This is a genomic window from Rahnella sp. NRRL B-41462, from assembly GCF_003263525.1.
Lineage (GTDB): Bacteria > Pseudomonadota > Gammaproteobacteria > Enterobacterales > Enterobacteriaceae > Rahnella > Rahnella aceris.
On record NZ_JYDF01000047.1, the window covers coordinates 1 to 21465 of the forward strand.

The window sequence follows — 21465 nt, forward strand, 5'->3', positions numbered from 1 at the left end:
CTTAAACGATCGGCATTAGCCTTGTGCGGCTCCTTTTGTTTAGCTTTCACCGTCGTGAATTATTTTTGCGTGCCATCTTCAATTTTCGGCGGATAGGGCAGGTCAGCGGCTTTACGCATCTTCGCCACATCTTTCGCGGTGACCGTGGCTCCCGCCGGATTGCCAAACTGTGTGCTGACGTAATGACTCAGCGTCGCAATCTGGTCATCATCGAGCTGACAGGCAAACGACGGCATCATGATTTCGCCTTTATCCATGTGGCGCTGGACGCCGTTGAGGATGACCGAAACCTGATTGCGGCTGTCGTAAGAACCGGTGCTGGTATGGCTGAACAGTGACGGATAGGCATGGAATCCCTCGCCGCTGCCTTCACCGCCTTTGCCGTGACAGGCTGCGCAGCTGGCATTAAACAGGGCGGCGGCTGACTGGTCGATTGTCTGGCCTTCGGCGCGCAGTGGGTAAATATCCTGATTCTGCTCACCCCATGCATCTCGCGGTTTGGTTTGCTTGTCATCTCCGATTGCCGGGACGGAACGGATATAGGTGGCAATCGCGTTCAGGTCACTGTCTGAAAGATGCTGCAGACTGTGCTCAATGGCTTCTGACATCGCCCCTGACGCTGACGCCTTACCGGCAACAAAACCTGTTTTCAGGTAAGTCACCAGATCCTGCTGCGACCAGTTGCCGATCCCGGCATTTTTATCCGGCGTGATGTTGAAAGCTACCCATGAGCCTAAATCGCCACCGGAAAACGCTTTGTCGGTGTCCATGCCCATGGTCAGCGTGCGCGGCGTATGGCAGGTGCCGCAGTGTTCCAGCGCTTCCACCAGATAAGCCCCACGGTTCCAGTCCGCTGATTTGGACGGATCGTTTTTCAGCTCACCTTTGTCGAAGTTAAACAGCTTCCACACGCGCATGCCCCAGCGCTGGTTGAAAGGGAAGGACAAATCCGTCTGCGGGCCAGCGGAATGTACCGCGGGCAGCGACATCAGATAAGCTTTGATCGCTAAAACATCTTCACGTTTCATTTTGGTGAAGGAGTCGTAAGGCATAGCGGGATACAACTGTTGTCCGTCTTTGCCGACACCGTCACGTACCGCGCGCACGAATTCATCGTCCGTCCAGTTGCCAATACCAAACTGTTTGTCAGAAGAAATGTTGGTGCCGTAAATCACCCCGAAAGGCGACGCCAGCGGATAACCGCCGCCGAATTTTGCCGTTTTATCCGCCCCCGGCGCAGTATGGCAGGCGGTACAGTCACCGGCTGTCGCCAGATATTCACCGCGCTTAATTAAATCTGCGTTGCCCGCTGCGTCATCAGCCCGGGCGGCGTTAGCCGCGACCATTAACGGCAGCAACGCCAGCATGAATTTCATTTTCATTACTCAGTCCTCAGAAAATCAATCAGGCCAGGCTTTTCAGCACCGTATCAGCCATACGCAATGCCAGCGCAGTTCCCGACAGCGTGGAGTTCACCGTTGAAGCAGAGGGCATAATGCCGGTACCGGCGATGAACAGGTTCGGGTGGTCATGCGTACGGCAATCACCATCCACCACGGAATCTTTCGGGTCGCTGCCCATGATCATGGTGCCGGTAATATGCTGGTTGTTGTCGTACACCCCACGCTTGCTGTACACCACTTCGGTGCCGCCCATTTCTTTGACGATTTTCTGAAAATCAAGCATCGACTGGTCATAACCGCGGTGAACGTAGTCCGGGAATTTGTAATGCACTTCGAGGCGCGGAATACCCCATTCGTCTTTCTCGGTTTTGCTCAACACCACACGGTTTTCCGGTTCCGGCAGCATTTCCAGCAGGCATTTCAGCTGAATAAAACGCTCGGACTGATAGGTCAGTTTGTCGTTCAGCGCTTTACCGTAATAACCCTGACGCACCAGGCGCTCGGTCAGATAACGCACCGGCGACGTGTTGGCGACGTCGATACGCAGCGCAGAACGATCGCGGCGGAAATCACCATCACGCAGATTATTGATACTGCCCGGGCGCATCGGGCCGCGGCCGAAATACACTGGCTCGTCGGCGTAAAACTCAACAGAGGTGCCGGGGTGATCCATCAGATTTCGACCCACCATGCCGGAGCTGTTGGCGATACCGTTCGGGTATTTATCGCTGGTGGACATCAGCAACAGTTTCGGGCTTTCGATGCCGTTGGCGGTCAGCACGAAGCGTTTACCGGTGACTTTATGGGCCACTTTGTCAGCATCCAGATAGTGCACAGCCACGATCTCGCCGCTGTCATTGGCTTCGATGTTGTACACCACGGCATTGGCAATCACGCGCACACCGGCTTCGATAGCTTTGCGCGCCGAAATACCGCCGTGATACTGCGCATCAATCGGGCAAACAGGCATACAGTTATTGTTGCCGCAGCAGGCAGGACGACCGTCATAAGGAATACTGTTACGCGCCTGCGGGCCGATACCTAATACGTAACCGAGTTTGGCAATGCGTTTGCTGATGCGGTCAAAACCGTAGGGCAGCGGAATACCCGGCAGCGGATAGGGTTGTGAACGCGGTGAATCCAGCGCGTCGTCACCGGAAACGCCCATCTGAATTTCGGCTTCGGTGTAATACGGCTCCAGATCTTCATAACTGATTGGCCAGTCACGACCCACGCCATACAGCGTTTTGATTTTCATATCATTTGGCAGCAGGCGAAACGCCTGTCCCGCCCAGTGCCAGGTTGTGCCACCGACACCGCGCAGATACTGAGCAGCGTAGAGGTCTGGGCCTTTCTGGATCAGATAATTGTTATCTTTCGGCTGGAATTTCGGTTGCGGTGCCCAGGGTTTCGGCGGATAGGGTTCGGTAAAGTCGCCTTTGAGCGGTGACTGACGGAACAGTTCTACCGCTTCGTCTCGTTTGATCACCGGCCCGGAATCGAGCATCAGCACGGAAACGCCGGCTTTGACCATTTTCAGCGCAGCCAGCGAACCGGCGATACCGGCACCAATAACAACGACATCTGCATTCAGTGCATCAGCCATGAGCAATCACCTCCGTGGAATTTTGTTGCAGTGCAGCAGGTTTGTTGACCCAGAAATTCGGTTCACCCGGCGCATAACTCGGCGGCAGCAGGTTATTTTTCAGCAACTGATAGCTGACTATATTTTCAAATCCGATACATTTCTGACTGCCGGGTTGACCGACCACACCGAGATACCAGCCACTGACCAGTTGCTGATACAACTGCGCCAGCTCTGCCGGTTGCTGTGCAAGAAGCTGATGTAAATCATCACCCACCACGCCGCTGTGTGCGGTGATCAGTGCTGAAAGGGTATCGAGTTGTGAGTCGAGCTGCGCGTTGTTCTGCGACTGATGCAGCCAGCTGTAAAGTGCCTGAGCGAGGTGCGGTTCGAGCCTGTCCATGCCGGTCAGCTGTTTAGAAAGTGCCATAAAACTGTCTGGCATTGTCACAGCTGAAGCCAGCGGTGGCGTGGCATGGGCGAGGGTAGCAAATACGCCACCGCCCAGCATCTGGCTACCGATACCCGCAACCATGACGCCCGCAGTGCCGAGTATCCACCGGCGACGAGAGAGATTGATCATGCTGAAAGTCCGTAAATGTTCCGTATAAAACGGCCATGGGCGTGGCCGTCAACAAGAAGGAGTAATTGAAAGTGCCTGTTATTTCAGGACGCTGGCTGCTTTTTCTGATGACTGATTATCGATGTCCTGCTTCGGTGTGCTGACACCGACTGCGCCCACCACTTCACCGTTAATCGTCAGCGGGAATCCACCACCCAGTGGCACGGCATTCGGGATCGCCAATACGGTGGTTTCGCCACCCTGCAGGCGTTGCATGAATTTCAGCGAAGGAGCGTGGTAGAGCGCGGAAGTGCGCGCTTTGCCGATGGACGCATCAACACAACCGGCCGGAGAACCGTCAAGACGCTGGAAGGCCAGTAATGAACCAGATGCATCAACTACTGCGATGCAACCGGTGCTGTGTTGTTCCGCAAGAGTGGATTTCACACTGTCGATGACTTTGGCTGCCTGCGCGTTATCCAGCGGAGGATGTCCGGCGGCGAAAGCGGAAGTGGCGGAGAAGAAAAGCGTGGTGGCACACAGTAAAGCCTGTGTGGTGGTTTTTTTAACAGACATAGACTCATCCCTTGTAGCAGTAGCAAAACATGATTTGATGTATTTTTCGAATAAGAGTTTTTAAATAAGTGTTTTTAAATCAATAGAATTAAAAACAATAACGTTAACGGGCGGAACACTCTGGTGTGTTTCTTAATGCCACACGAACAAAGGCGTTATTGGTTTTTGTTTCGCGGATGTTAATTCAATTAACAAAACAGCAAAAGTGACGGTTGCGCTGGGAAATTAATTCCCGGGAGATTTTGTGCGGATATTATGAGCAAAGCGGGCCTGCAGGCCTTGTTGGATAAGGACTGAACATTTTGTGCTGTTACGAACCAAATGATCCGTTTATATTAATTAAATGTGATCCTGTTAACAAAAAACCTCCCGAAAAGGGAGGTTTGTATTTTGCCGACAGCGCAAAGAAACGGGAGGGCTAATGGGCCGCCGGTCTGAGAGCCGGTGTACGGAAATCCAGCGATGCAATAATGCTGTTTGCTGCCTGTCGTCCGTCCGACATAGCTGTCACCACCAGGTCGGCGCCCCGCACCGCATCGCCGCCTGCAAATATCTGCGGGTGACTGGTCTGATACGGGAAGCGGCTGTGATGCGGGGCCTGTAACAATCCCTGTTCGTCGTGCCTCACCGACAGTTCATCCAGCCACGGCATGGCATGCGGCAGAAAGCCAAATGCCATAATGACCGCTTCCGCTTCGAGCAGGAATTCAGAACCGGCAATCGGTGTGGGTCTGCGTCTGCCGCTGGCATCCGGTTCTCCCGGGGCGGTACGGACTAAGCGGATACCGCAGACTTCGCCCCGGTTATTCAGCTCAATGCTCACCGGCTGAACGTTAAACATAAACTCAGCCCCTTCCTCGCGTGAGTTTTTCACTTCTTTCTTCGAGCCCGGCATGCTTATTTCATCGCGGCGATACGCACAAATCACGCTTTTGGCATTCTGGCGCAGCGACGTGCGCAGACAATCCATCGCCGTATCGCCGCCGCCGAGCACGACCACGCGTTTTCCCGCCATGCTGACATAAGGCTCATGTTTCAGTTCGGGCAGATTCATCAGATGTTTGGCGTTCGCAATCAGGAACGGCAGGGCGCTGTAAACGCCCGGCGCGTTTTCATTTTCCAGTCCGGCTTTCATCGCTTTATACGTACCCACACCTAAGAATATTGCATCGAACTCTTCCAGCAGTTGTTCCGCCTGAATGTCGACGCCGATTTCGGTATTGAGCCGGAACTCAATGCCCATTTCAGTGAAGATTTCCCGGCGTCTGACCAGCACGTTTTTATCCAGCTTGAACGCCGGAATACCAAAGGTCAGCAGGCCGCCGATTTCAGGGTGACGATCAAAGACCACGGCTTTTACGCCATGCCGCGCCAGCACGTCAGCGCAGCCCAATCCGGCCGGGCCTGCACCCACCACGGCTACGCGATAATTACGCGGAATAACCTCTGAAAGATCGGGTTTCCAGCCTTGTGCCAGCGCGGTATCGGTAATATAGCGCTCAATATTGCCGATGCTCACTGAGCCTTGTTTATCAAAAGTGCAGGCGCCTTCGCAAAGCCTGTCCTGCGGGCAGACGCGGCCACAGATCTCCGGCAGGCTGCTGGTGCGGTGCGAAAGCTCTACGGCTTCCAGAATGTGTCCCTGTTTCGCCAGCGCCAGTAATTGTGGGATATCGTTATGCAGCGGGCAGGTCCAGGCGCAGAAAGGGTGATCACTGCAATGCAGACAGCGGCCAGCCTGTTCTTCAACCTGCATCGGTGTAAAGCGCGCATAGATCTCATTAAACGTGCTTTTACGTTCGGTGAGCGGGGCTTTTGCCGCATCGAGGCGCGGTGGTGCCAGGGCGGCGGCGAATACGGCTGCTGATTTGCTGGTCAGTGAAACCTGAGGATTCCGGCCCATGGCGGCGCGGTATTGTTTATCAGCGCGGTTCTGAGCAATGACCTGATCGGTGATGAGATGCAGTGCCTGTGTCGGGCAGGCATTGACGCATGCCTGTCCGTCCGGGCTGTCATTGCACAGATCACATTTATGCGCCACGGCTGCCGCGGCGGGTAAGCCGGTCAGCGGATAGCTCTCATGCTGTACGATATCAATGGCGCCAAACGGACAGGCCACGGCGCAGGTTTTACAGCCGATACAGCGTTCTTCCAGCAACTGAATGCTGTCGTTACGACGAACGAATGCGTTTGTCGGGCAAACCTGCAAACACGGGGCATCTTCGCACTGACGGCATAGCACGGCGCTATGCCGATCGTTTTGCCGGATGACATGAATGCGTGGGGTAAACTGTTCTTTCGACGGATAACATTGTTCATTGTGAGACAAGACGCAAGCGACCTCACAGGCGCGACAACCTATGCAAGCCTGAGAATCAGCAATAATAAATTGGTTCATTTTTACCCTGTCGGCATTTTAGTTTGCTGTGGTCTCTCATAGACCACACAAATACTATGGGTTTGTTTGTCATCCTAATGGATACAAACACAGGGTTTATTTGAGGTGTGTCACAGTTTGACGTGTTGTTGCAGTGAGGGAGTTTAAAAAAACGCCGCCAGACGTGGGCCGGGGCGGCGTTTTGCAGGACAATGCTTCGCAGGTTATTTTTACGGATGCCAGCTGCTGCGGCATTCATCACGACGGAAACTCAGCACGCGGCTGCGGTTGGAAATCAGCCGGACGTTGTAGCCCTGGAAATAAAGACAGAAGTTTTTCTTCCACGGTCCGTCAGGGAGTTCCACCAGCAAACGCCCCGCACCCAGCGATGTTAACTGGCCGCTGGCACGCAGCGTGCCGACGCCCATCAGCAACTGATCGCCCTCAATATCAAAGGCGGCTTTCGATTGGGGATGATACCAGCGCCCCTGAACCATTTTCAGGCAATCATTGGTTTCCACCGGGGTAAAGTAACGCGGCGCGTGTCCGATTTCACCCTGAATGGCGGTGCCGTCCCAGCGCAAACGCATCGGCATGTGTGCGGATAGGGTGATGGCCTCGTCGGCGTCCGCGCCCTGATAGAGGTTATCGGCAGCGCCGAGATAACTGGCCGTGCCATTGCTGACTTTTAGCCAGTACGGCTCGGCAATGCTGGCGTATACACCATCCGGCAATGCATGGCTCCGCGCCGGGAGCGGCGCAGCTAACAGTGACGACATGACTTCCAGCACATGGGTAAACGCTGTGGTGTCTTCGCGATTGGAGACCAGCGCAATGCCTGCATCAAGCTCAGGATGAAGCAGGAAATAGGTTTTATAACCGGCATGGGAACCGCCGTGGCCGTAAACCGTATGTTCACCGATTTTCGTCGAGGTGATGCCCAGCCCGTAAGCGGAAGGAATGTCGCCTTGCAGATAACGTTGTTCTGTCAGCGTTTGCAGTACGCCCGCGCCCGGTCCGTTTTGTGAAAGCAGGCTTTGCAGCCATACTGAAAGCGAACGTACGCTGCCGGTCAGGCTACCGGATGCTGACAGATGCAAACCTGCGACGGCTGTTTTCCAGCCTGTCGTGTCCTGCCAGTAACCGGGCACCAGGTCCGGGACGATATCGAACCAGGTTTCCGGCGCATGGAAAGCGATATCCAGCGGCTGCGCGATATGCTTTTGCAGCAGATCCTCAAACAAAATGCCTTTTTGTTTGAGGATTTCTTCCACCAGCCGGTAACCGGTGTTGCTGTAGGAAATCTCAGTCCCTGCTGTGAAGTTCAGAGCGCCGTCCTGCGTCAGGAATTCCATAATGGCACTGGCTTCGCTGACGTTGTAAACAGAAATCCCCAGCAGCGAAAGAGTTTCCCGCACGTCCGGCAGGCCTGCGGTCATGTCCAGCGCCTGCCCGAGGGTCACTTGTGACATCGGCGCTTTCAGTTGCGGTAAATGCTGACCAAGGGTATCACTCACCGAAAGACTGGCATCGCTTTTCAGCAAGGCCAGTGTGGCGAAAATATGTTTTGTGACAGAGGCATAGCGGACAACAGAATCGATACTGAAAGGTGTCGATGTGCTGAGGTTTGCCAGCCCCCCGGTCGCGAAACAGCGGAGAGTTTTACTGTCAAAAAGGGTGATCGCGCCGCCCGGTTCTCCGGGTTTATCCCAGTTTTTAGTTATGCGTTTTGCTGTTTCTTCAGCCGCCTGCCACTGTAATGCAGACTGTTCGGTGGATGTCATTAACGTCTCCTGACTGTCTTTCAGTGAAAAAGTGGGCAGCCCGGGCTGCCCGCGAAACCCAAATACGTTCACGGCAGGAACGATTATCCGGGCTCCTCTAAACTGAGACTTAACGATCGTAACTCGGCTGTGTGCGGATGGCTGACGTTGCCCATCCGTAAATCGTCTGCGCTCAGAAGTTCGACCATTTCACCACCAATCATTACGCCAATGCTGGTGCAAAGATGCGTAACGACGGCCAGATTGTGACTGACCAGAATATAAGTCAGTTTCCGGCGTTCACGCAGGTCGCTTAGCAGGTTTAGGATCTCCGCCTGCACCGAGACATCCAGCGCCGAGGTCGGCTCATCGAGCAGTAAAATTTCCGGTTCTGAAATCATCGCCCGCGCGATTGCGACCCGCTGACGCTGACCGCCGGAAAGCTGGTGCGGGAAGCGAAAACGCACCGTCTGCGGCAGGCCGACTTCGGCCAGCGCATCAGTGATACGTTTTTCGATATTCAGAAAACCGTGGACAATCAGCGGTTCGCTGAGAATGCGGTCAATGGTCTGGCGCGGATGCAGCGAGCCGTACGGATCCTGAAATACCATCTGCACGCGGCGGAAAAAGCGTTTCTGGCGCACCGGCACCTGATCTTCGCCGCCAATCACCATCCCGCCGGACCAGGACTGATTCAGACCGGCCAGTGCGCGTAAAATGGTGGACTTGCCCGAACCGCTTTCTCCTACGATGCCGAAACATTCACCGGGCGCGACACTGAAACTCACGCCTTTCACCACTTCGGTATCGCCGAACGCGATGCGCAGGTTATTGAGGATTATTTTGCTGTTATCCAGAGGAGGGAGTTCTGCTGTCATGAGGTTTTCCATGCTTCGTCACGCACCAGCACTGGCAGTCTGTCCCGAGGATGTTTCAGCGACGGCAGACATTCCAGCAGCCCGCGGGTGTAAGGATGTTGAGCTTTCAGTAAATTACCGGCTTGTAACGTTTCGACGATACGCCCGGCGTACATGACGGCCACGCGGTCACAGAATTTCGATACCAGTGGCAAATCATGGCTGATCAGAATTAGCCCCATGCCGCGGCTGGATACAAGGTCATCGAGCAGACGCAAAATCTCAGCCTGCACAGTGGCATCAAGGGCGCTGGTCGGTTCATCGGCAATCATCAGTTCCGGATCAGGAGCCAGCATCATGGCAATCATTACGCGCTGACCCATGCCGCCGGATACCTCATGGGCATAACGCTCGGCCACTTTATGCGGCTCACGGATACGCACCTGATCCAGCAGTTCAATTGCTGCATTCATGGCCTGTTTTTTCGAGCCGCCTTTATGCGTTTGCCAGGCTTCGGCCACCTGTTTACCGATCGGCATCACCGGATTGAGCGAGTATTTCGGATCCTGCAAAATGAAACCTACCCGCTTGCCACGGATCTGACGCATTTGCTTCTCGCTGGCATTGCGCAAATCGATGCCGTCGAAAGACAGCGTTTCGGCGCGGCACCTGGCGCTGGAAGGCAGAAGGTTCATCAGGCAACGTGCTGTCAGGGATTTACCCGAACCACTTTCGCCTACGATGCCAAATTTCTCCTTACCCAATGACAGCGATACGCCGCGAACGGCATCGAAACTGCCGCTGTTGGTCTGAAACGTAATATGCAGATCTTTGATATCAACCAGCATTATTGCTCCTTAGGATCGAGGACGTCACGTAGCCCGTCGCCGAGGAAGTTAAACGCCAGAGAGGTCACAAAAATGGCAATGGCCGGAATTAACGGTACCCACCATTCACTGAACAGGAAGCGGCGGGCAGTGGCAATCATCGCCCCCCATTCCGGCGATGGCGGTTGAGCGCCCATACCTAAAAAGCCCAGACTCGCAGCGGTGATAATGATCGAACTCATGTCCAGCGTGATACGCACCACCAGGCTCGGCACACACAGCGGCATGATATGGCGCAGCACGATGCGGGCAGGTGTTGCGCCAGTCAGACGGCAGGCGGCAATATAATCCGTGCCGCGTACCTGCATGGTTTCTGCACGTGCAAGGCGGGCATACGGCGGCCAGGCGGTGAGGGCGATCGCCAGAATAGCGCTCTCGATGCCGGGTTTCAGTGCCGCCACAAAGGCCAGTGCCAGAATCAGACGCGGGAAGGCCAGAAAAATGTCGGTGATGCGCATCAGAATACGGTCAAGTAATCCGCCCGCATAACCGGCCACGCAGCCAATCAGCAGGCCGAGCGGGGCGACAATCGCTACCACGATAATCACCATTCCGAGCGTGATACGTCCGCCATAAAGAATACGGCTCAGGGTATCGCGGCCCAGTTCGTCTGTTCCCAGCCAGTGCAGGGAAGACGGTTTTGCCAGACGATGCGCCAGATCCTGTGCGCCCGGGTCGTAGCTGGTCAGCCACGGCGCGCAAAGGGAAATCAGCAACACAATCAGCACGGTAAACAGGCCGGTTACTGCCAGCGGATTTTTACGCAGACCGAGCCAGATGCGGTAACGACGGCCCCAGACGGCTTGCGTGCGGGTGTGCGGTGTGTCGGCCAGCAGCCAGGCGCGGCTGCCGCGCGGGGTTGAGGTATGACAGGTAAAGTGCTCATTTTACGCGGGGATCCAATAGTCGGTAGAGAAGGTCAGCCAGCAGGTTGAGCAGCACATAAATCGCGCCAATCAGCAATGTTGAGCCGATCACCGGATTCATATCCGCATTCATCAGCGACACGGTGAGATATTGTCCGAGACCCGGCCAGGAGAAGACGTTTTCTGTGACCACGGCGCCTTCGAGAAGGCCCGCGTACGTCAATGCCAGCACGGTGATCAGTTGTACACCGACGGTGGGGAAGGCATGTTTCCAGATAACCCGTTGCGCCGAGAGTCCCTTGGCGCGGGCGGTGATCACGTATTCCCCGCCCAGTGCGTTGAGCATGAAAGTACGCGTCATGCGGGTGATATAAGCCATGCTGAAATACGCAAGGATCAGCACCGGCTGCACCATATGGGCGAGGGCATCCCAAAATGCGCCCATGTCACCGGCCAGCAGAGAATCCACGGTAAGCAAGCCGGTGACCTGCGGGATCATGTCCTGATAAATGATGTCCTGACGTCCCGGCCCCGGCGCGATACCCAGCGCGGAGTAGAAAATCAGCAGGCTGAGCAGCGCCAGCACAAACACCGGCAGCGAGTGACCGGCCAGACATACCACGCGGATAGTCTGATCAATCCAGCTTCCCTGACGGGTGGCGGCCCAGACGCCCAGCGGAATACCGACAATGGCGGCGATAATGATCGCCGCCGTGGCCAGTTCCAGCGTGGCAGGGAAAAACCGGGCGATATCCGTGGTGACAAGATTGGAGGTCAGGGCAGAGCGCCCTAAATCACCGTGGAATACCTGACTGAGATAATGGAAAAACTGCAACCAGAGGGGCTGATCCAGCCCCATTTCATGACGAACCCGTTCGACCACTGCCTGCGGGGCATTATCGCCAACCGCAGCCAGAACCGGGTCCGTCGGCATTACGCGACCGATAAAAAAAGTCACTACCGACAGACCAAACAAAGTAAGACAAACGCTGATGCAGGTACTCAGAAATCCTTTGAGTCTCTTGCTCACGCTTTAACAACCTTCTCGTAGGGGCTGGTGCTCATTACAGTCAGTACCACACCGGAAATCACTTTGCGGCAGGCGGCGGTCATGGTCGGTTGCAGCATGATGGCAAACGGGCTGTTTTCCATATGTTTGGTCTGCAATTCTTCATAGAGTTTGATACGGGTGGCCGGATCCGATTCTTTCAGCGCCTGGGTGCTCAGATCGGAGATTTCCTTATCCTGCCAGCTACAACGCCATGCCAGCGTACGGCTCTTGGCGGCGTCGGTGTTATCCGGATTGCTGCAGAAGGCTTCGGCGTTAGAGTTCGGGTCAAAGTAATCCGCGCCCCATTGGGTCATTGCCAGTTGTTGCTGACGTGCACGCATTTTGGTCAGTACCTGACGGCTTTCCGCAGCCAGCAGCGTCACTTTAATCCCCACTTCGGCGAGGTTAGACTGCAATGCCTGCACGATGTCAGAAGAAGGTGAAGCGGAGTAGTGATCTAAGGTGATTTCAAAACCATTCGGGAAACCCGCTTCGGCCAGCAAGGCTTTGGCTTTTGCCACATCACGTTTGTACATGATGGTGTTCACTGCCGCCGGGAACCCTTCAGGCAGGAAGCTCTGATGGATTTTGTGGGTCAGCGGCACGATATGCTGCTGGATATTCTCGTAATCGATAGCCCATTTGATCGCCTGCCAGACCTGCGGTTTAGCCAGATTCGGATGCGCGGTATTGGCAGACAACATAAAGGTGCCGGCGATACCTTTTTGTACCAGCGTGAAGTTTTTGTCGTTGATCAGCGGACGCAACTGCTCGGTGGTCAGGTTACGGGCGATATCCACATCGCCTTTTTGCAGCATCAGCAACTGAGCGGAAGGGTCGATAATATGGCGCATGATGATGCGCTGAATTTTGCCTGCGTGCGGGTTGTTCTTGTTGCTTTCCAGAATCACGGATTCACTGACTTTCCAGTCGCGCAACTTGAACGCACCGGAACCGGCACTGTTTTTCTTCAGCCAGGCATTACCCAAATCGTCACCGGTCTGATTCGCCAGACAGGCGGATTTTTGCACGATACTGCCGACGTTGGCGGTCAGGCAATACAACAGGAAGGATTCAGATGCCGGTTCAGCGGTTTTGATCACCAGCGTTTGGGCGTCAGGCGCGGTAATCAGGCTCTCGACGTTATCTTTGGTGTAACCAAACTGGTTAATAATGTAGGCCGGGCTCTTATCGAGTTTCACAACGCGTTGCAGGGAGAAAGCGGCGTCTTCGGCAGTAACCGGTTTGCCATCGGCCCATTTGGCTTTCGGATCCAGCTTGAAGGTAAAGGTTTTTTTGTCGTCAGAAGCCGTCCAGGACACTGCAAGATCGCCTTCAATTTCATCAGGGGAGGCCAGTTTAGGTTTCACCAGTTGCTGATACATATTACCGGTAATTTCACTGCCCACGGACTCAAAGCTTTCATGTGGATCAAGGCTGGTAATGATGTCGAGCTGAATAGCCATGACCAGTATTGATGCCGGCGTGGCAGCAAACACGGCATCAAATTTCAGGTAGGACAGCACAGGTATTGCGGAAAAACCGGTAACAAATTGACGCCTGGTAACCATAACTACTCCCATCGTGTTGATATATAAAAGTAAAATTAAAAATTACGGTGGCAAACCCTTGACTTAACTCCGGGCAACTGGCTTAAATGAAAAACGGTTGCTTTGCACTCGTCGACGTTTCATATCGAAAAAACTAATGTGAAGCGTACTGTGTTTGTTCAAAGCTGGTGCAGCATGACTCCATTACTGCACCCCGCATGAACAAATCTCCGTTGTCTTAGTCATGCTTAATCAAAGGTAGACCTTTTTTATGAATAACGTAGCGCACGGAACTGAAGAATTAATGCCGGTTTTTGATGGACATAACGATGTTTTGCTGCAACTTTGGACAGAACATCATCAGGATCCTGAACGCGCATTCCTTCAGGGGCCCGCCAGCGGACAACTGGACCTGCCGCGCTGTCGTGAAGCAGGCTTTGCTGGCGGGCTTTTCGCCGCCTGGGTGCCGACTCCGGATATTGATCTAGCAATTAGCGTGCCGGATCGTTCAGTGGACCCCCGTTTTCTGCCCGAAGGTACTCAAAAACATCCTGATTTTTCCCCGACACCTTCTTTCGATTTTGCACGTGATGTCACATTTGGCATGATGGCGTTCCTGCTGAGAATCGAAGCGCAATCGCAGGGCAAGGTGAAAATTTGTCGTACCGCGCAGGAGATCAGGCAGTCAATGCATAACCATGCATTAGCTGTGGTTATGCATATTGAGGGCGCCGAGGCAATTGATGAGGATTTGTATAATCTTGAGGTGCTTTACAGCATGGGGCTGCGTTCCCTGGGGCCGGTATGGAGTCGTCCGAACATCTTCGGTGAGGGGGTACCGTTTAAATATCAGACCTCACCGGATACCGGACCGGGGCTGACAGAGGCGGGTGTGCGTCTGGTGAAAGCCTGTAACCAGAAACGCATCATGATTGACCTCTCTCATCTGAATGAAAAAGGCTTCTGGCAGGTGGCTGAATTAAGTGATGCGCCGCTGGTGGCCAGCCATTCCAACGCATTCAGTATCTGCCCGCAGTCACGTAACCTGACCGATAAGCAGCTGCACGCCATCAAAGAAAGCCAGGGCTTCGTCGGGCTGAACTTTGCGGTGCCATTCCTGCGTGAAGACGGTAAACGCAGTGATGATACCGGCACCGATATTATGGTACGTCATATGGATTATCTGGTTGAGCATCTGGGTGAGGAGGGGGTCGGATTGGGATCAGACTTTGATGGCGCATCGATGGCACCGTTTTTGAAGGATGTGCGCGGGTTACCGGTGCTGGTTGAAGCCCTGCGCAAAGCGGGCTACGGCAATGCGCTGCTGGAAAAAATCTGCTACAAAAACTGGGTGAATGTGCTGGAACGTACCTGGGGAAACTAAGCGGGTTGCAAGGGCGTTCGCGGCAAAAAAAAGCAGCCACCAGGGCTAATGCCGATCACTTAAGCATTTTTATGAATACAAATTCATTTTTGTGCTTCAAAGGATAATGAAGGAATCAGGCTTATAGCGCTATTTTTCTTCATCGAAGGCCCAAATTCACGGACCTCATTTCCTTAAGTGACCAGCATTAGCCACCTGGGCTGCCTTTTTGCTGTCTGTCATTCCGACTTATTTGAAGAAGTCTGCGCTTACAGTCAGGTTGCCACCGCTCTTGTTCTGCCACTGGCGGGTAATGTGGTAGAACTTGGCACCCTTGGCAGCCGCACGGTTCGCGACTTCCTGCGAAACATCCGTGGTGCTGTTGAAGTGGCCGGTAAAAGTGGTGGAATCAAACGGAACCATCTGTGCGGCAGTTACGTCATTCACTTCCTGAATCTTTGCACCGTTAGTGGCAGTGACAGTGTAACGCTTGCCAGTTGATGACTGCGTTTCAAAGAAACGGCCAACATCACGGCTTGGGCTACCAGAGGATGCCACACCCGGGATTTCGACCTTGGCTGCTGCTGCGCCGCCCGCTGCCAGTGCTGCTTTACCGGCTTCAGAATCAGCAGGGATAGCATCCGGAGACTGAACAACACGTTTTTGTGCATCTTTCTTATAAATGAATGCAGTGATGTACTGGTTGCCGCCGCTGTTGGCATCAATCTGGCGAACGATGAAGAAGGAATACGCCCCTTTTTCTTTCGCTGCTTTCGTAATGGCATCGTTGACGTCTGGCTGGCTGCGGTAGAAACCGTTAACGGTGACGGTATCGAAAGGTTCGAGGCCGTAAGCAACATCTTTAGGCAGCTCAACCACACCGTTGATAACACGGTAGTGAGGATCATTGCTGATTTCTGGCGCATCTTTTTTATAGATGTCTGCAACTACGCGCCAGTTCCCGCTATTGTTAGTGCTGTTGGTATCTTGAATATAAAAATAATCTGCACCCAGCGTATCGGCACGGCGGGAAACGGCGTCAGCGGCGTCGCCCAGCGTGTTGAACCGCCCGGTAATAACAATGCGATCAAAAGGCTTGATGGCTGCGGCTTTCTGCGGGCTAATTTCCTGCGCGGCATGTGCAGCAGACAGCGCAGAAACAGAAAACAGGGCCGATGCGATGATCGTTTTTGTCAGCTTCATAAAAAATCCTTCCACCTTGCGCAGTAATGTTGAAACGTGCTGAATTCTTGATGTGTAACAGGTTAGCGGACGATTATTGCATGTAACAATGCCAAGTGTCTCAGCAATTTATGGCAATAATGCGTGTGCTACCGGTATATCACATCACTTTTATTACTGCGCATAACTTATATAAGTTTGTTGAATAATCCAAGTAGTGAAATAAATGTTAATTATTCACTATTTTCTAACTTTTATGCCCAGTCCGAGCGGGTTATGGTAGAAGGATCCTGAGTGATTGATCCGGTGTTACGGTTGTTATGAGGTGGATTAAAGGCTTGTTTCTCAGGGTTTGCAGCAGGTTTGCGGACCATATCGACTTTTTTAATATTAATTACCTGTCTATCGCTGTGATACGTAGATTATTGATTAGATATTCAGTAGGTTATAGTCAGCCTGAAAAAATAAAATCCGGTGGCTTATGAACCGACGGGCTTGTACTTGAATTGTTATGTCGATGACAAAAATCATCAATGAAAAGGGTGAAGGGAATACTATGCGTATTGGTGTACCAAGAGAGCGGTTGACCAATGAAGCCAGGGTTGCAGCCACGCCGAAAACGGTGGAGCAGTTGTTGAAACTCGGCTTTACGGTCGCTATCGAACAGGGGGCCGGTAAGTTAGCCAGCTTTGAAGACTCGGCTTATGAGCAAGCGGGGGCATCAGTCGTCAGCGGTGATGATGTATGGCACTCAGATATCGTTTTGAAGGTTAATGCGCCAGAAAACGATGAAATCGATAAATTACAGGCGGGAACCACGTTAGTCAGCTTTATCTGGCCTGCGCAAAACCCTGATCTGATCCAAAAACTGGCCGACCGTCAGGTGACGGCAATGGCTATGGATTCTGTGCCGCGTATTTCCCGTGCGCAATCCCTTGATGCCCTGAGCTCAATGGCTAACATTGCCGGTTATCGTGCGATCGTTGAAGCGGCGCATGAGTTCGGTCGTTTCTTTACCGGGCAGATTACTGCCGCAGGTAAAGTGCCACCGGCAAAAGTGATGATTATCGGTGCCGGTGTGGCTGGGCTGGCTGCTATCGGTGCAGCTGGCAGCCTCGGTGCTATCGTCCGTGCGTTTGATACCCGCCCGGAAGTGAAAGAGCAGGTCAAAAGTATGGGCGCTGAATTCCTCGAGCTGGATTTCGAGGAAGAAGCAGGCAGCGGCGACGGTTATGCCAAAGTGATGTCCGAAGCGTTCATTAAAGCGGAAATGGCGTTGTTTGCGGCGCAGGCCGAAGAAGTGGACATTATCGTCACGACCGCGTTAATCCCTGGCCGTCCTGCACCGAAGCTCATCACCAAAGAGATGGTTGCCTCTATGAAGCCGGGCAGTGTGATCGTCGATCTGGCGGCTCAGACAGGCGGTAACTGTGAGCTGACAGTAGCAGACAAAATCACGACCACTGAAAACGGCGTGAAGATTATCGGCTATACCGATTTGCCAAGTCGTCTGCCAACGCAGTCTTCCCAGCTTTACGGTACCAACCTGGTTAACCTGCTGAAATTGCTGTGCAAAGAGAAGAACGGGGAAATCGAGATTGATTTCGAAGATACCGTTGTGCGCGGTGTGACAGTCGTTAAATCCGGCGAAGTCACCTGGCCTGCACCGCCGATTCAGGTCTCTGCTCAGCCTCAGGCTGCGAAAGCCGCAGAGCCTGTTGCCAAAGCTGAAGCCAAACCGGCGTCGCCGTGGACCAAATTCATCATTATGGCTGTGGCTATTGTGCTGTTTGGCTGGCTGGCGAACGTTGCCCCGAAAGAATTCCTTTCCCACTTTACCGTATTCGCGCTTTCGTGCGTGGTCGGTTATTACGTGGTGTGGAATGTCAGTCATGCGCTGCATACCCCGCTGATGTCGGTGACTAACGCCATCTCCGGGATTATCGTGGTCGGTGCCGTACTGCAAATCGGTCACGGCGGCTGGGTGAGTTTCCTGTCCTTCGTCGCAGTTCTGATTGCCAGTATCAATATTTTCGGCGGATTCACCGTCACTCAGCGCATGCTGAAGATGTTTCGTAAGAACTAAGGGGAATATATGTCTGGGGGTTTAGTAACAGCAGCATATATTGTTGCCGCAATTCTGTTTATTTGCAGCCTGGCTGGGTTGTCAAAACATGAAACATCCAAGCAGGGTAACATTTTCGGTGTCACCGGGATGGCGATCGCGTTAATCGCGACCATCCTTGGACCTGACTCCGGCAATGTTGGCTGGATCATCGTTGCTATGGTGATTGGCGGTGCGATCGGTGTTTATCTGGCGCGTAAAGTCGAAATGACCGAAATGCCTGAGCTGGTGGCGATTCTGCACAGCTTCGTGGGTCTGGCGGCGGTTCTGGTGGGCTTTAACAGCTATCTGGATCACGGTGTTGTGCCGATGGAAGGCGTGATGGAAAATATCCATCTGACCGAAGTATTCCTCGGTATCTTCATCGGCGCAGTGACCTTTACCGGTTCGATTGTGGCGTTCGGCAAACTGCGTGGGATCATCTCTTCCAAACCGCTGGCATTGCCACACCGGCATAAACTGAATCTGGCTGCACTGGTCATTTCCTTCCTGCTGATGGTGATGTTTGTTCGCACTGAAAGCGTAGGGCTGCAGGTTCTCGCATTACTGATCATGACCCTGATCGCACTGGCGTTTGGCTGGCACCTGGTGTCCTCCATCGGTGGCGCGGATATGCCGGTTGTGGTTTCCATGCTGAACTCCTATTCCGGTTGGGCTGCAGCTGCGGCAGGTTTCATGCTCAGCAACGACCTGCTGATCGTCACCGGTGCGCTGGTGGGGTCTTCCGGTGCAATTCTGTCCTATATCATGTGTAAAGCCATGAACCGTTCGTTCATTAGTGTGATTGCAGGCGGTTTCGGTACTGACGGTTCTTCTACCGGTGATGCTGAAGAGATGGGTGAATATCACGAAGCCAGCGCGGAAGATGTGGCTGATATGCTCAAAAATGCCAGCTCAGTAATCATCACTCCTGGCTATGGCATGGCAGTTGCTCAGGCACAGTATCCGGTGCATGACATCACGGCGAAATTGCGCGCGAAAGGCATCAAGGTGCGTTTCGGTATTCACCCTGTTGCGGGGCGTCTGCCGGGCCACATGAACGTCTTGCTGGCCGAAGCAAAAGTGCCGTATGACATCGTGCTGGAAATGGATGAAATCAATGATGATTTCAGCGATACCGACGTGGTGCTGGTTATTGGTGCCAATGACACCGTGAACCCGGCCGCGCAGGAAGATCCGCGCAGCCCAATCGCCGGTATGCCAGTGTTGGAAGTGTGGAAAGCGCAGAACGTGATTGTGTTTAAACGTTCAATGAATACCGGTTATGCCGGTGTGCAGAACCCGCTGTTCTTCAAAGAAAATACCCAAATGCTGTTTGGCGATGCTAAAGAAAGCGTAGAGAAAATCCTGCGCGCGCTGTAATCAATCGAAATCCGTAATGCAAAAGGCCAGTCAGTTGACTGGCCTTTATTTTTTGTATGAATCAGACTTTACTCGTCTTCATCTTCTTCGTCGTCATCTGACGTAATAGGGCATTCGAAATCATCGGGTTTGATTGCCAGCAAATCGCATTTCAGATGGTCGATCACCTGTTCGGTAGTATTCCCCAAAAATGCGGCAGAAAGGCCGGTGCGGCCAATCGCACCAAGAACAACCACACCTGCCTGCAAATGCTCTGCAAGGTCAGGAATGACTTCTTCCGGCAGGCCTTTTTCCACGTGCGTATATTTTTCATCAAGCTGGAATTTCTGTCGCAACGCTTTCATCGCGATCAGATGCTGACCGCGGATGGCGTCGTTATATACGCTTGGGTCGAAGTCCGGCAGTTCAATAGCAATATTGATTGGCGTAACCGGATAGGCGCCGACCAGATGGACTTCCGTCTGATTAACGTGAGACGCCAGCTCAATGGTCTCTTTCACCAGTTTAATGTTGAGCGGGTCGTGATAAGGTTCTTCGCTGGAAAGGTTGACAGCAACCACCGCTTTGCCGCCTTCCGGCCACGGCTGGTCTTTTACCATCCATACCGGACACGGACATTTACGCAGTAAGTTCCAGTCAGTCGGAGTGAAAATAACAGACTCAAGGCGGTCATGCTGATGAGCCATTTTCAACAACAAGTCGTGATTATTGGAAACGACTTCCTGAATAATGGCTTCGAAAGGTTTGTTATGCCAGACAACTTTGACATCAATGGGAATGCCCGCTTCGACATAATACCGGCACTGTTCTTTAATCCATTCTTCCCGTTCGCTGATCACACTTTGTCGCATACTGGTCCGTTCGTCGGGCGACAGCATGGTGGTCATCTCATAGGAGAAGTCATAAATCGACAGGAAGGCTTTGATGCGGCCGCCATTACGTTGCACCAGATAAACGGCACGACGTAGCGCGGGTTGGTCATCCTGATTGGGGTCTATAGCAACCAGTAAATTCTGATACTTAGCCATGGGGACTCCTTAACACCTGTAGAAGAACGGCGGTCAGTGTATTAAGTACAGAGTAAACCAAGATTAAGCAATCGGACAGAGGAGAAATTGAGTCGGATCAACAAATTATTCTTTGCAGATCCGACTCAATATTTATCAGGCAGAAACCGGAGCAGACTGACCGGCTAATTGAGAAAGCATTTCATGATTCTCAATGGTGATGTATTTACCTTTTACGCTCAGCATTTCTGATTTCTGGAAACGACCGAGTAAACGGCTGATAGTTTCCACGGTCAGGCCGAGGTAATTACCGATGTCGCCACGGGTCATGGTCAGGCGGAATTCGCGCTGAGAGAAACCACGTTGCGCAAAGCGGCGGGAGAGGTTGTAGATAAATGCAGCCAGTCGTTCTTCAGCATTTTTCTTCGACAACAGCAGGATCATATCCTGGTCGCCTTTTATCTCACCGCTCATCAGGCGCATCATTTGCTGGCGCAGATTCGGCATTTTTCCGGAGAGATCGTCGAGGGTCTCAAACGGAATTTCACAAACCATAGACGTTTCCAACGCTTGCGCAAAACTTGGATGCTGTAAGCCTCCAATGGCATCAAAACCCACTAAATCGCCCGCAAGATGGAAGCCAGTGATTTGCTCGTCGCCTTGCTCAGTGATGGTGTAACTTTTGATGGTGCCTGAGCGAATCGCATATAAAGACTTCAGTTCATCACCGGCTTTAAACAATGCCTGACCTTTTTGGATCGGCTTTTTCCTTTCAATAATGTTGTCTAACTGATCGAGTTCATGTTCGTTCAGCGTGAAAGGAATACAAAGCTGGCTGATGCTACAGTCCTGACAATGGATTGCACAGCCACCAGATTGGATACGTCGAATAATACGCTTTTCCGGGATCATAAGAGTCACTCTGGCAATATTGATATGGGTCAATTTT

General features: G+C 53.0%; 17 protein-coding genes. 3 read left to right on the forward strand and 14 right to left on the reverse strand.

The annotated features are described in order from the left end of the window. Window positions 1-59: 59 nt before the first annotated feature. The 11 genes from UC14_RS12635 to UC14_RS12685 form a co-directional block, all read right to left on the reverse strand. Window positions 60-1382, reverse strand: coding sequence for a cytochrome c (locus tag UC14_RS12635; protein ID WP_112197832.1), 1323 nt, complete (start codon window positions 1380-1382; stop codon window positions 60-62). Window positions 1383-1404: 22 nt separating this feature from the next. Then, entirely contained in the window at window positions 1405-3009 is a 1605-nt protein-coding gene (locus UC14_RS12640) for a GMC family oxidoreductase (protein ID WP_112197833.1), read from the reverse strand. Then, window positions 3002-3571 carry a sugar dehydrogenase complex small subunit gene (locus UC14_RS12645; RefSeq protein ID WP_112197834.1) on the reverse strand — a complete coding sequence of 190 codons (570 nt, stop codon included), beginning with the start codon at window positions 3569-3571 and terminating at the stop codon, window positions 3002-3004. The genes UC14_RS12640 and UC14_RS12645 overlap by 8 nt, the downstream gene beginning before the upstream one ends. Window positions 3572-3649: 78 nt before the next feature. After that, entirely contained in the window at window positions 3650-4126 is a 477-nt protein-coding gene (locus UC14_RS12650) for a heme-binding protein (RefSeq protein ID WP_112197835.1), read from the reverse strand. Window positions 4127-4544: 418 nt separating this feature from the next. Next, complete coding sequence (gene aegA, locus UC14_RS12655) at window positions 4545-6524, reverse strand: formate-dependent uric acid utilization protein AegA (RefSeq protein WP_013575576.1); 1980 nt, start codon at window positions 6522-6524, stop codon at window positions 4545-4547. A 209-nt stretch (window positions 6525-6733) separates the two neighbouring features. Next, the gene (locus UC14_RS12660) at window positions 6734-8287 is read right to left on the reverse strand and encodes a serine hydrolase (protein WP_112197836.1); all 1554 of its coding nucleotides are present in this window, start codon (window positions 8285-8287) and stop codon (window positions 6734-6736) included. An 83-nt stretch (window positions 8288-8370) separates the two neighbouring features. Then, window positions 8371-9144 carry an ABC transporter ATP-binding protein gene (locus tag UC14_RS12665; protein ID WP_013575574.1) on the reverse strand — a complete coding sequence of 258 codons (774 nt, stop codon included), beginning with the start codon at window positions 9142-9144 and terminating at the stop codon, window positions 8371-8373. Further along, window positions 9141-9971 (reverse strand): ABC transporter ATP-binding protein, encoded by an 831-nt coding sequence (locus tag UC14_RS12670; protein WP_013575573.1) that lies wholly within the window; start codon window positions 9969-9971, stop codon window positions 9141-9143. Before UC14_RS12670 ends, UC14_RS12665 begins: the two co-directional genes overlap by 4 nt. Next, window positions 9971-10846 (reverse strand): ABC transporter permease, encoded by an 876-nt coding sequence (locus UC14_RS12675; RefSeq protein WP_112197837.1) that lies wholly within the window; start codon window positions 10844-10846, stop codon window positions 9971-9973. The genes UC14_RS12670 and UC14_RS12675 overlap by 1 nt, the downstream gene beginning before the upstream one ends. Window positions 10847-10892: 46 nt before the next feature. After that, window positions 10893-11906, reverse strand: coding sequence for an ABC transporter permease (locus tag UC14_RS12680; RefSeq protein ID WP_013575571.1), 1014 nt, complete (start codon window positions 11904-11906; stop codon window positions 10893-10895). After that, window positions 11903-13498 carry an ABC transporter substrate-binding protein gene (locus UC14_RS12685; protein ID WP_112152282.1) on the reverse strand — a complete coding sequence of 532 codons (1596 nt, stop codon included), beginning with the start codon at window positions 13496-13498 and terminating at the stop codon, window positions 11903-11905. The genes UC14_RS12680 and UC14_RS12685 overlap by 4 nt, the downstream gene beginning before the upstream one ends. A 250-nt stretch (window positions 13499-13748) precedes the next feature. On the opposite strand from UC14_RS12685, the gene UC14_RS12690 reads away from it, so the two are divergent. Then, window positions 13749-14861 (forward strand): dipeptidase, encoded by a 1113-nt coding sequence (locus tag UC14_RS12690; protein ID WP_112197838.1) that lies wholly within the window; start codon window positions 13749-13751, stop codon window positions 14859-14861. 228 nt (window positions 14862-15089) lie between these two features. On the opposite strand, the gene ydgH is transcribed toward UC14_RS12690, so the two are convergent. Then, entirely contained in the window at window positions 15090-16043 is a 954-nt protein-coding gene (gene ydgH / locus UC14_RS12695) for a DUF1471 family protein YdgH (protein WP_013575568.1), read from the reverse strand. A gap of 535 nt (window positions 16044-16578) precedes the next feature. On the opposite strand from ydgH, the gene pntA reads away from it, so the two are divergent. Further along, window positions 16579-18108: a Re/Si-specific NAD(P)(+) transhydrogenase subunit alpha gene (gene pntA, locus UC14_RS12700; RefSeq protein ID WP_013575567.1), complete on the forward strand. Its 1530-nt coding sequence runs from the start codon at window positions 16579-16581 to the stop codon at window positions 18106-18108. 9 nt (window positions 18109-18117) lie between these two features. Then, complete coding sequence (gene pntB / locus UC14_RS12705) at window positions 18118-19509, forward strand: Re/Si-specific NAD(P)(+) transhydrogenase subunit beta (RefSeq protein ID WP_013575566.1); 1392 nt, start codon at window positions 18118-18120, stop codon at window positions 19507-19509. Between the two features lie 68 nt (window positions 19510-19577). On the opposite strand, the gene uspE is transcribed toward pntB, so the two are convergent. Both uspE and UC14_RS12715 read right to left on the reverse strand, forming a co-directional pair. Further along, window positions 19578-20537: a universal stress protein UspE gene (gene uspE, locus UC14_RS12710; RefSeq protein WP_013575565.1), complete on the reverse strand. Its 960-nt coding sequence runs from the start codon at window positions 20535-20537 to the stop codon at window positions 19578-19580. A 135-nt stretch (window positions 20538-20672) separates the two neighbouring features. Next, complete coding sequence (locus UC14_RS12715; RefSeq protein ID WP_013575564.1) at window positions 20673-21428, reverse strand: FNR family transcription factor; 756 nt, start codon at window positions 21426-21428, stop codon at window positions 20673-20675. Window positions 21429-21465 lie beyond the last annotated feature (37 nt).

Coding starts and splice junctions, on each gene's coding strand:
- UC14_RS12635 (WP_112197832.1), bottom strand. CDS start 1,382: ATGAAAATGAAATTCATGCTGGCGTTGCTGCCGTTAATGGTCGCGGCT.
- UC14_RS12640 (WP_112197833.1), bottom strand. CDS start 3,009: ATGGCTGATGCACTGAATGCAGATGTCGTTGTTATTGGTGCCGGTATC.
- UC14_RS12645 (WP_112197834.1), bottom strand. CDS start 3,571: ATGATCAATCTCTCTCGTCGCCGGTGGATACTCGGCACTGCGGGCGTC.
- UC14_RS12650 (WP_112197835.1), bottom strand. CDS start 4,126: ATGTCTGTTAAAAAAACCACCACACAGGCTTTACTGTGTGCCACCACG.
- aegA (WP_013575576.1), bottom strand. CDS start 6,524: ATGAACCAATTTATTATTGCTGATTCTCAGGCTTGCATAGGTTGTCGC.
- UC14_RS12660 (WP_112197836.1), bottom strand. CDS start 8,287: ATGACATCCACCGAACAGTCTGCATTACAGTGGCAGGCGGCTGAAGAA.
- UC14_RS12665 (WP_013575574.1), bottom strand. CDS start 9,144: ATGACAGCAGAACTCCCTCCTCTGGATAACAGCAAAATAATCCTCAAT.
- UC14_RS12670 (WP_013575573.1), bottom strand. CDS start 9,971: ATGCTGGTTGATATCAAAGATCTGCATATTACGTTTCAGACCAACAGC.
- UC14_RS12685 (WP_112152282.1), bottom strand. CDS start 13,498: ATGGTTACCAGGCGTCAATTTGTTACCGGTTTTTCCGCAATACCTGTG.
- UC14_RS12690 (WP_112197838.1), top strand. CDS start 13,749: ATGAATAACGTAGCGCACGGAACTGAAGAATTAATGCCGGTTTTTGAT.
- ydgH (WP_013575568.1), bottom strand. CDS start 16,043: ATGAAGCTGACAAAAACGATCATCGCATCGGCCCTGTTTTCTGTTTCT.
- pntA (WP_013575567.1), top strand. CDS start 16,579: ATGCGTATTGGTGTACCAAGAGAGCGGTTGACCAATGAAGCCAGGGTT.
- pntB (WP_013575566.1), top strand. CDS start 18,118: ATGTCTGGGGGTTTAGTAACAGCAGCATATATTGTTGCCGCAATTCTG.
- uspE (WP_013575565.1), bottom strand. CDS start 20,537: ATGGCTAAGTATCAGAATTTACTGGTTGCTATAGACCCCAATCAGGAT.
- UC14_RS12715 (WP_013575564.1), bottom strand. CDS start 21,428: ATGATCCCGGAAAAGCGTATTATTCGACGTATCCAATCTGGTGGCTGT.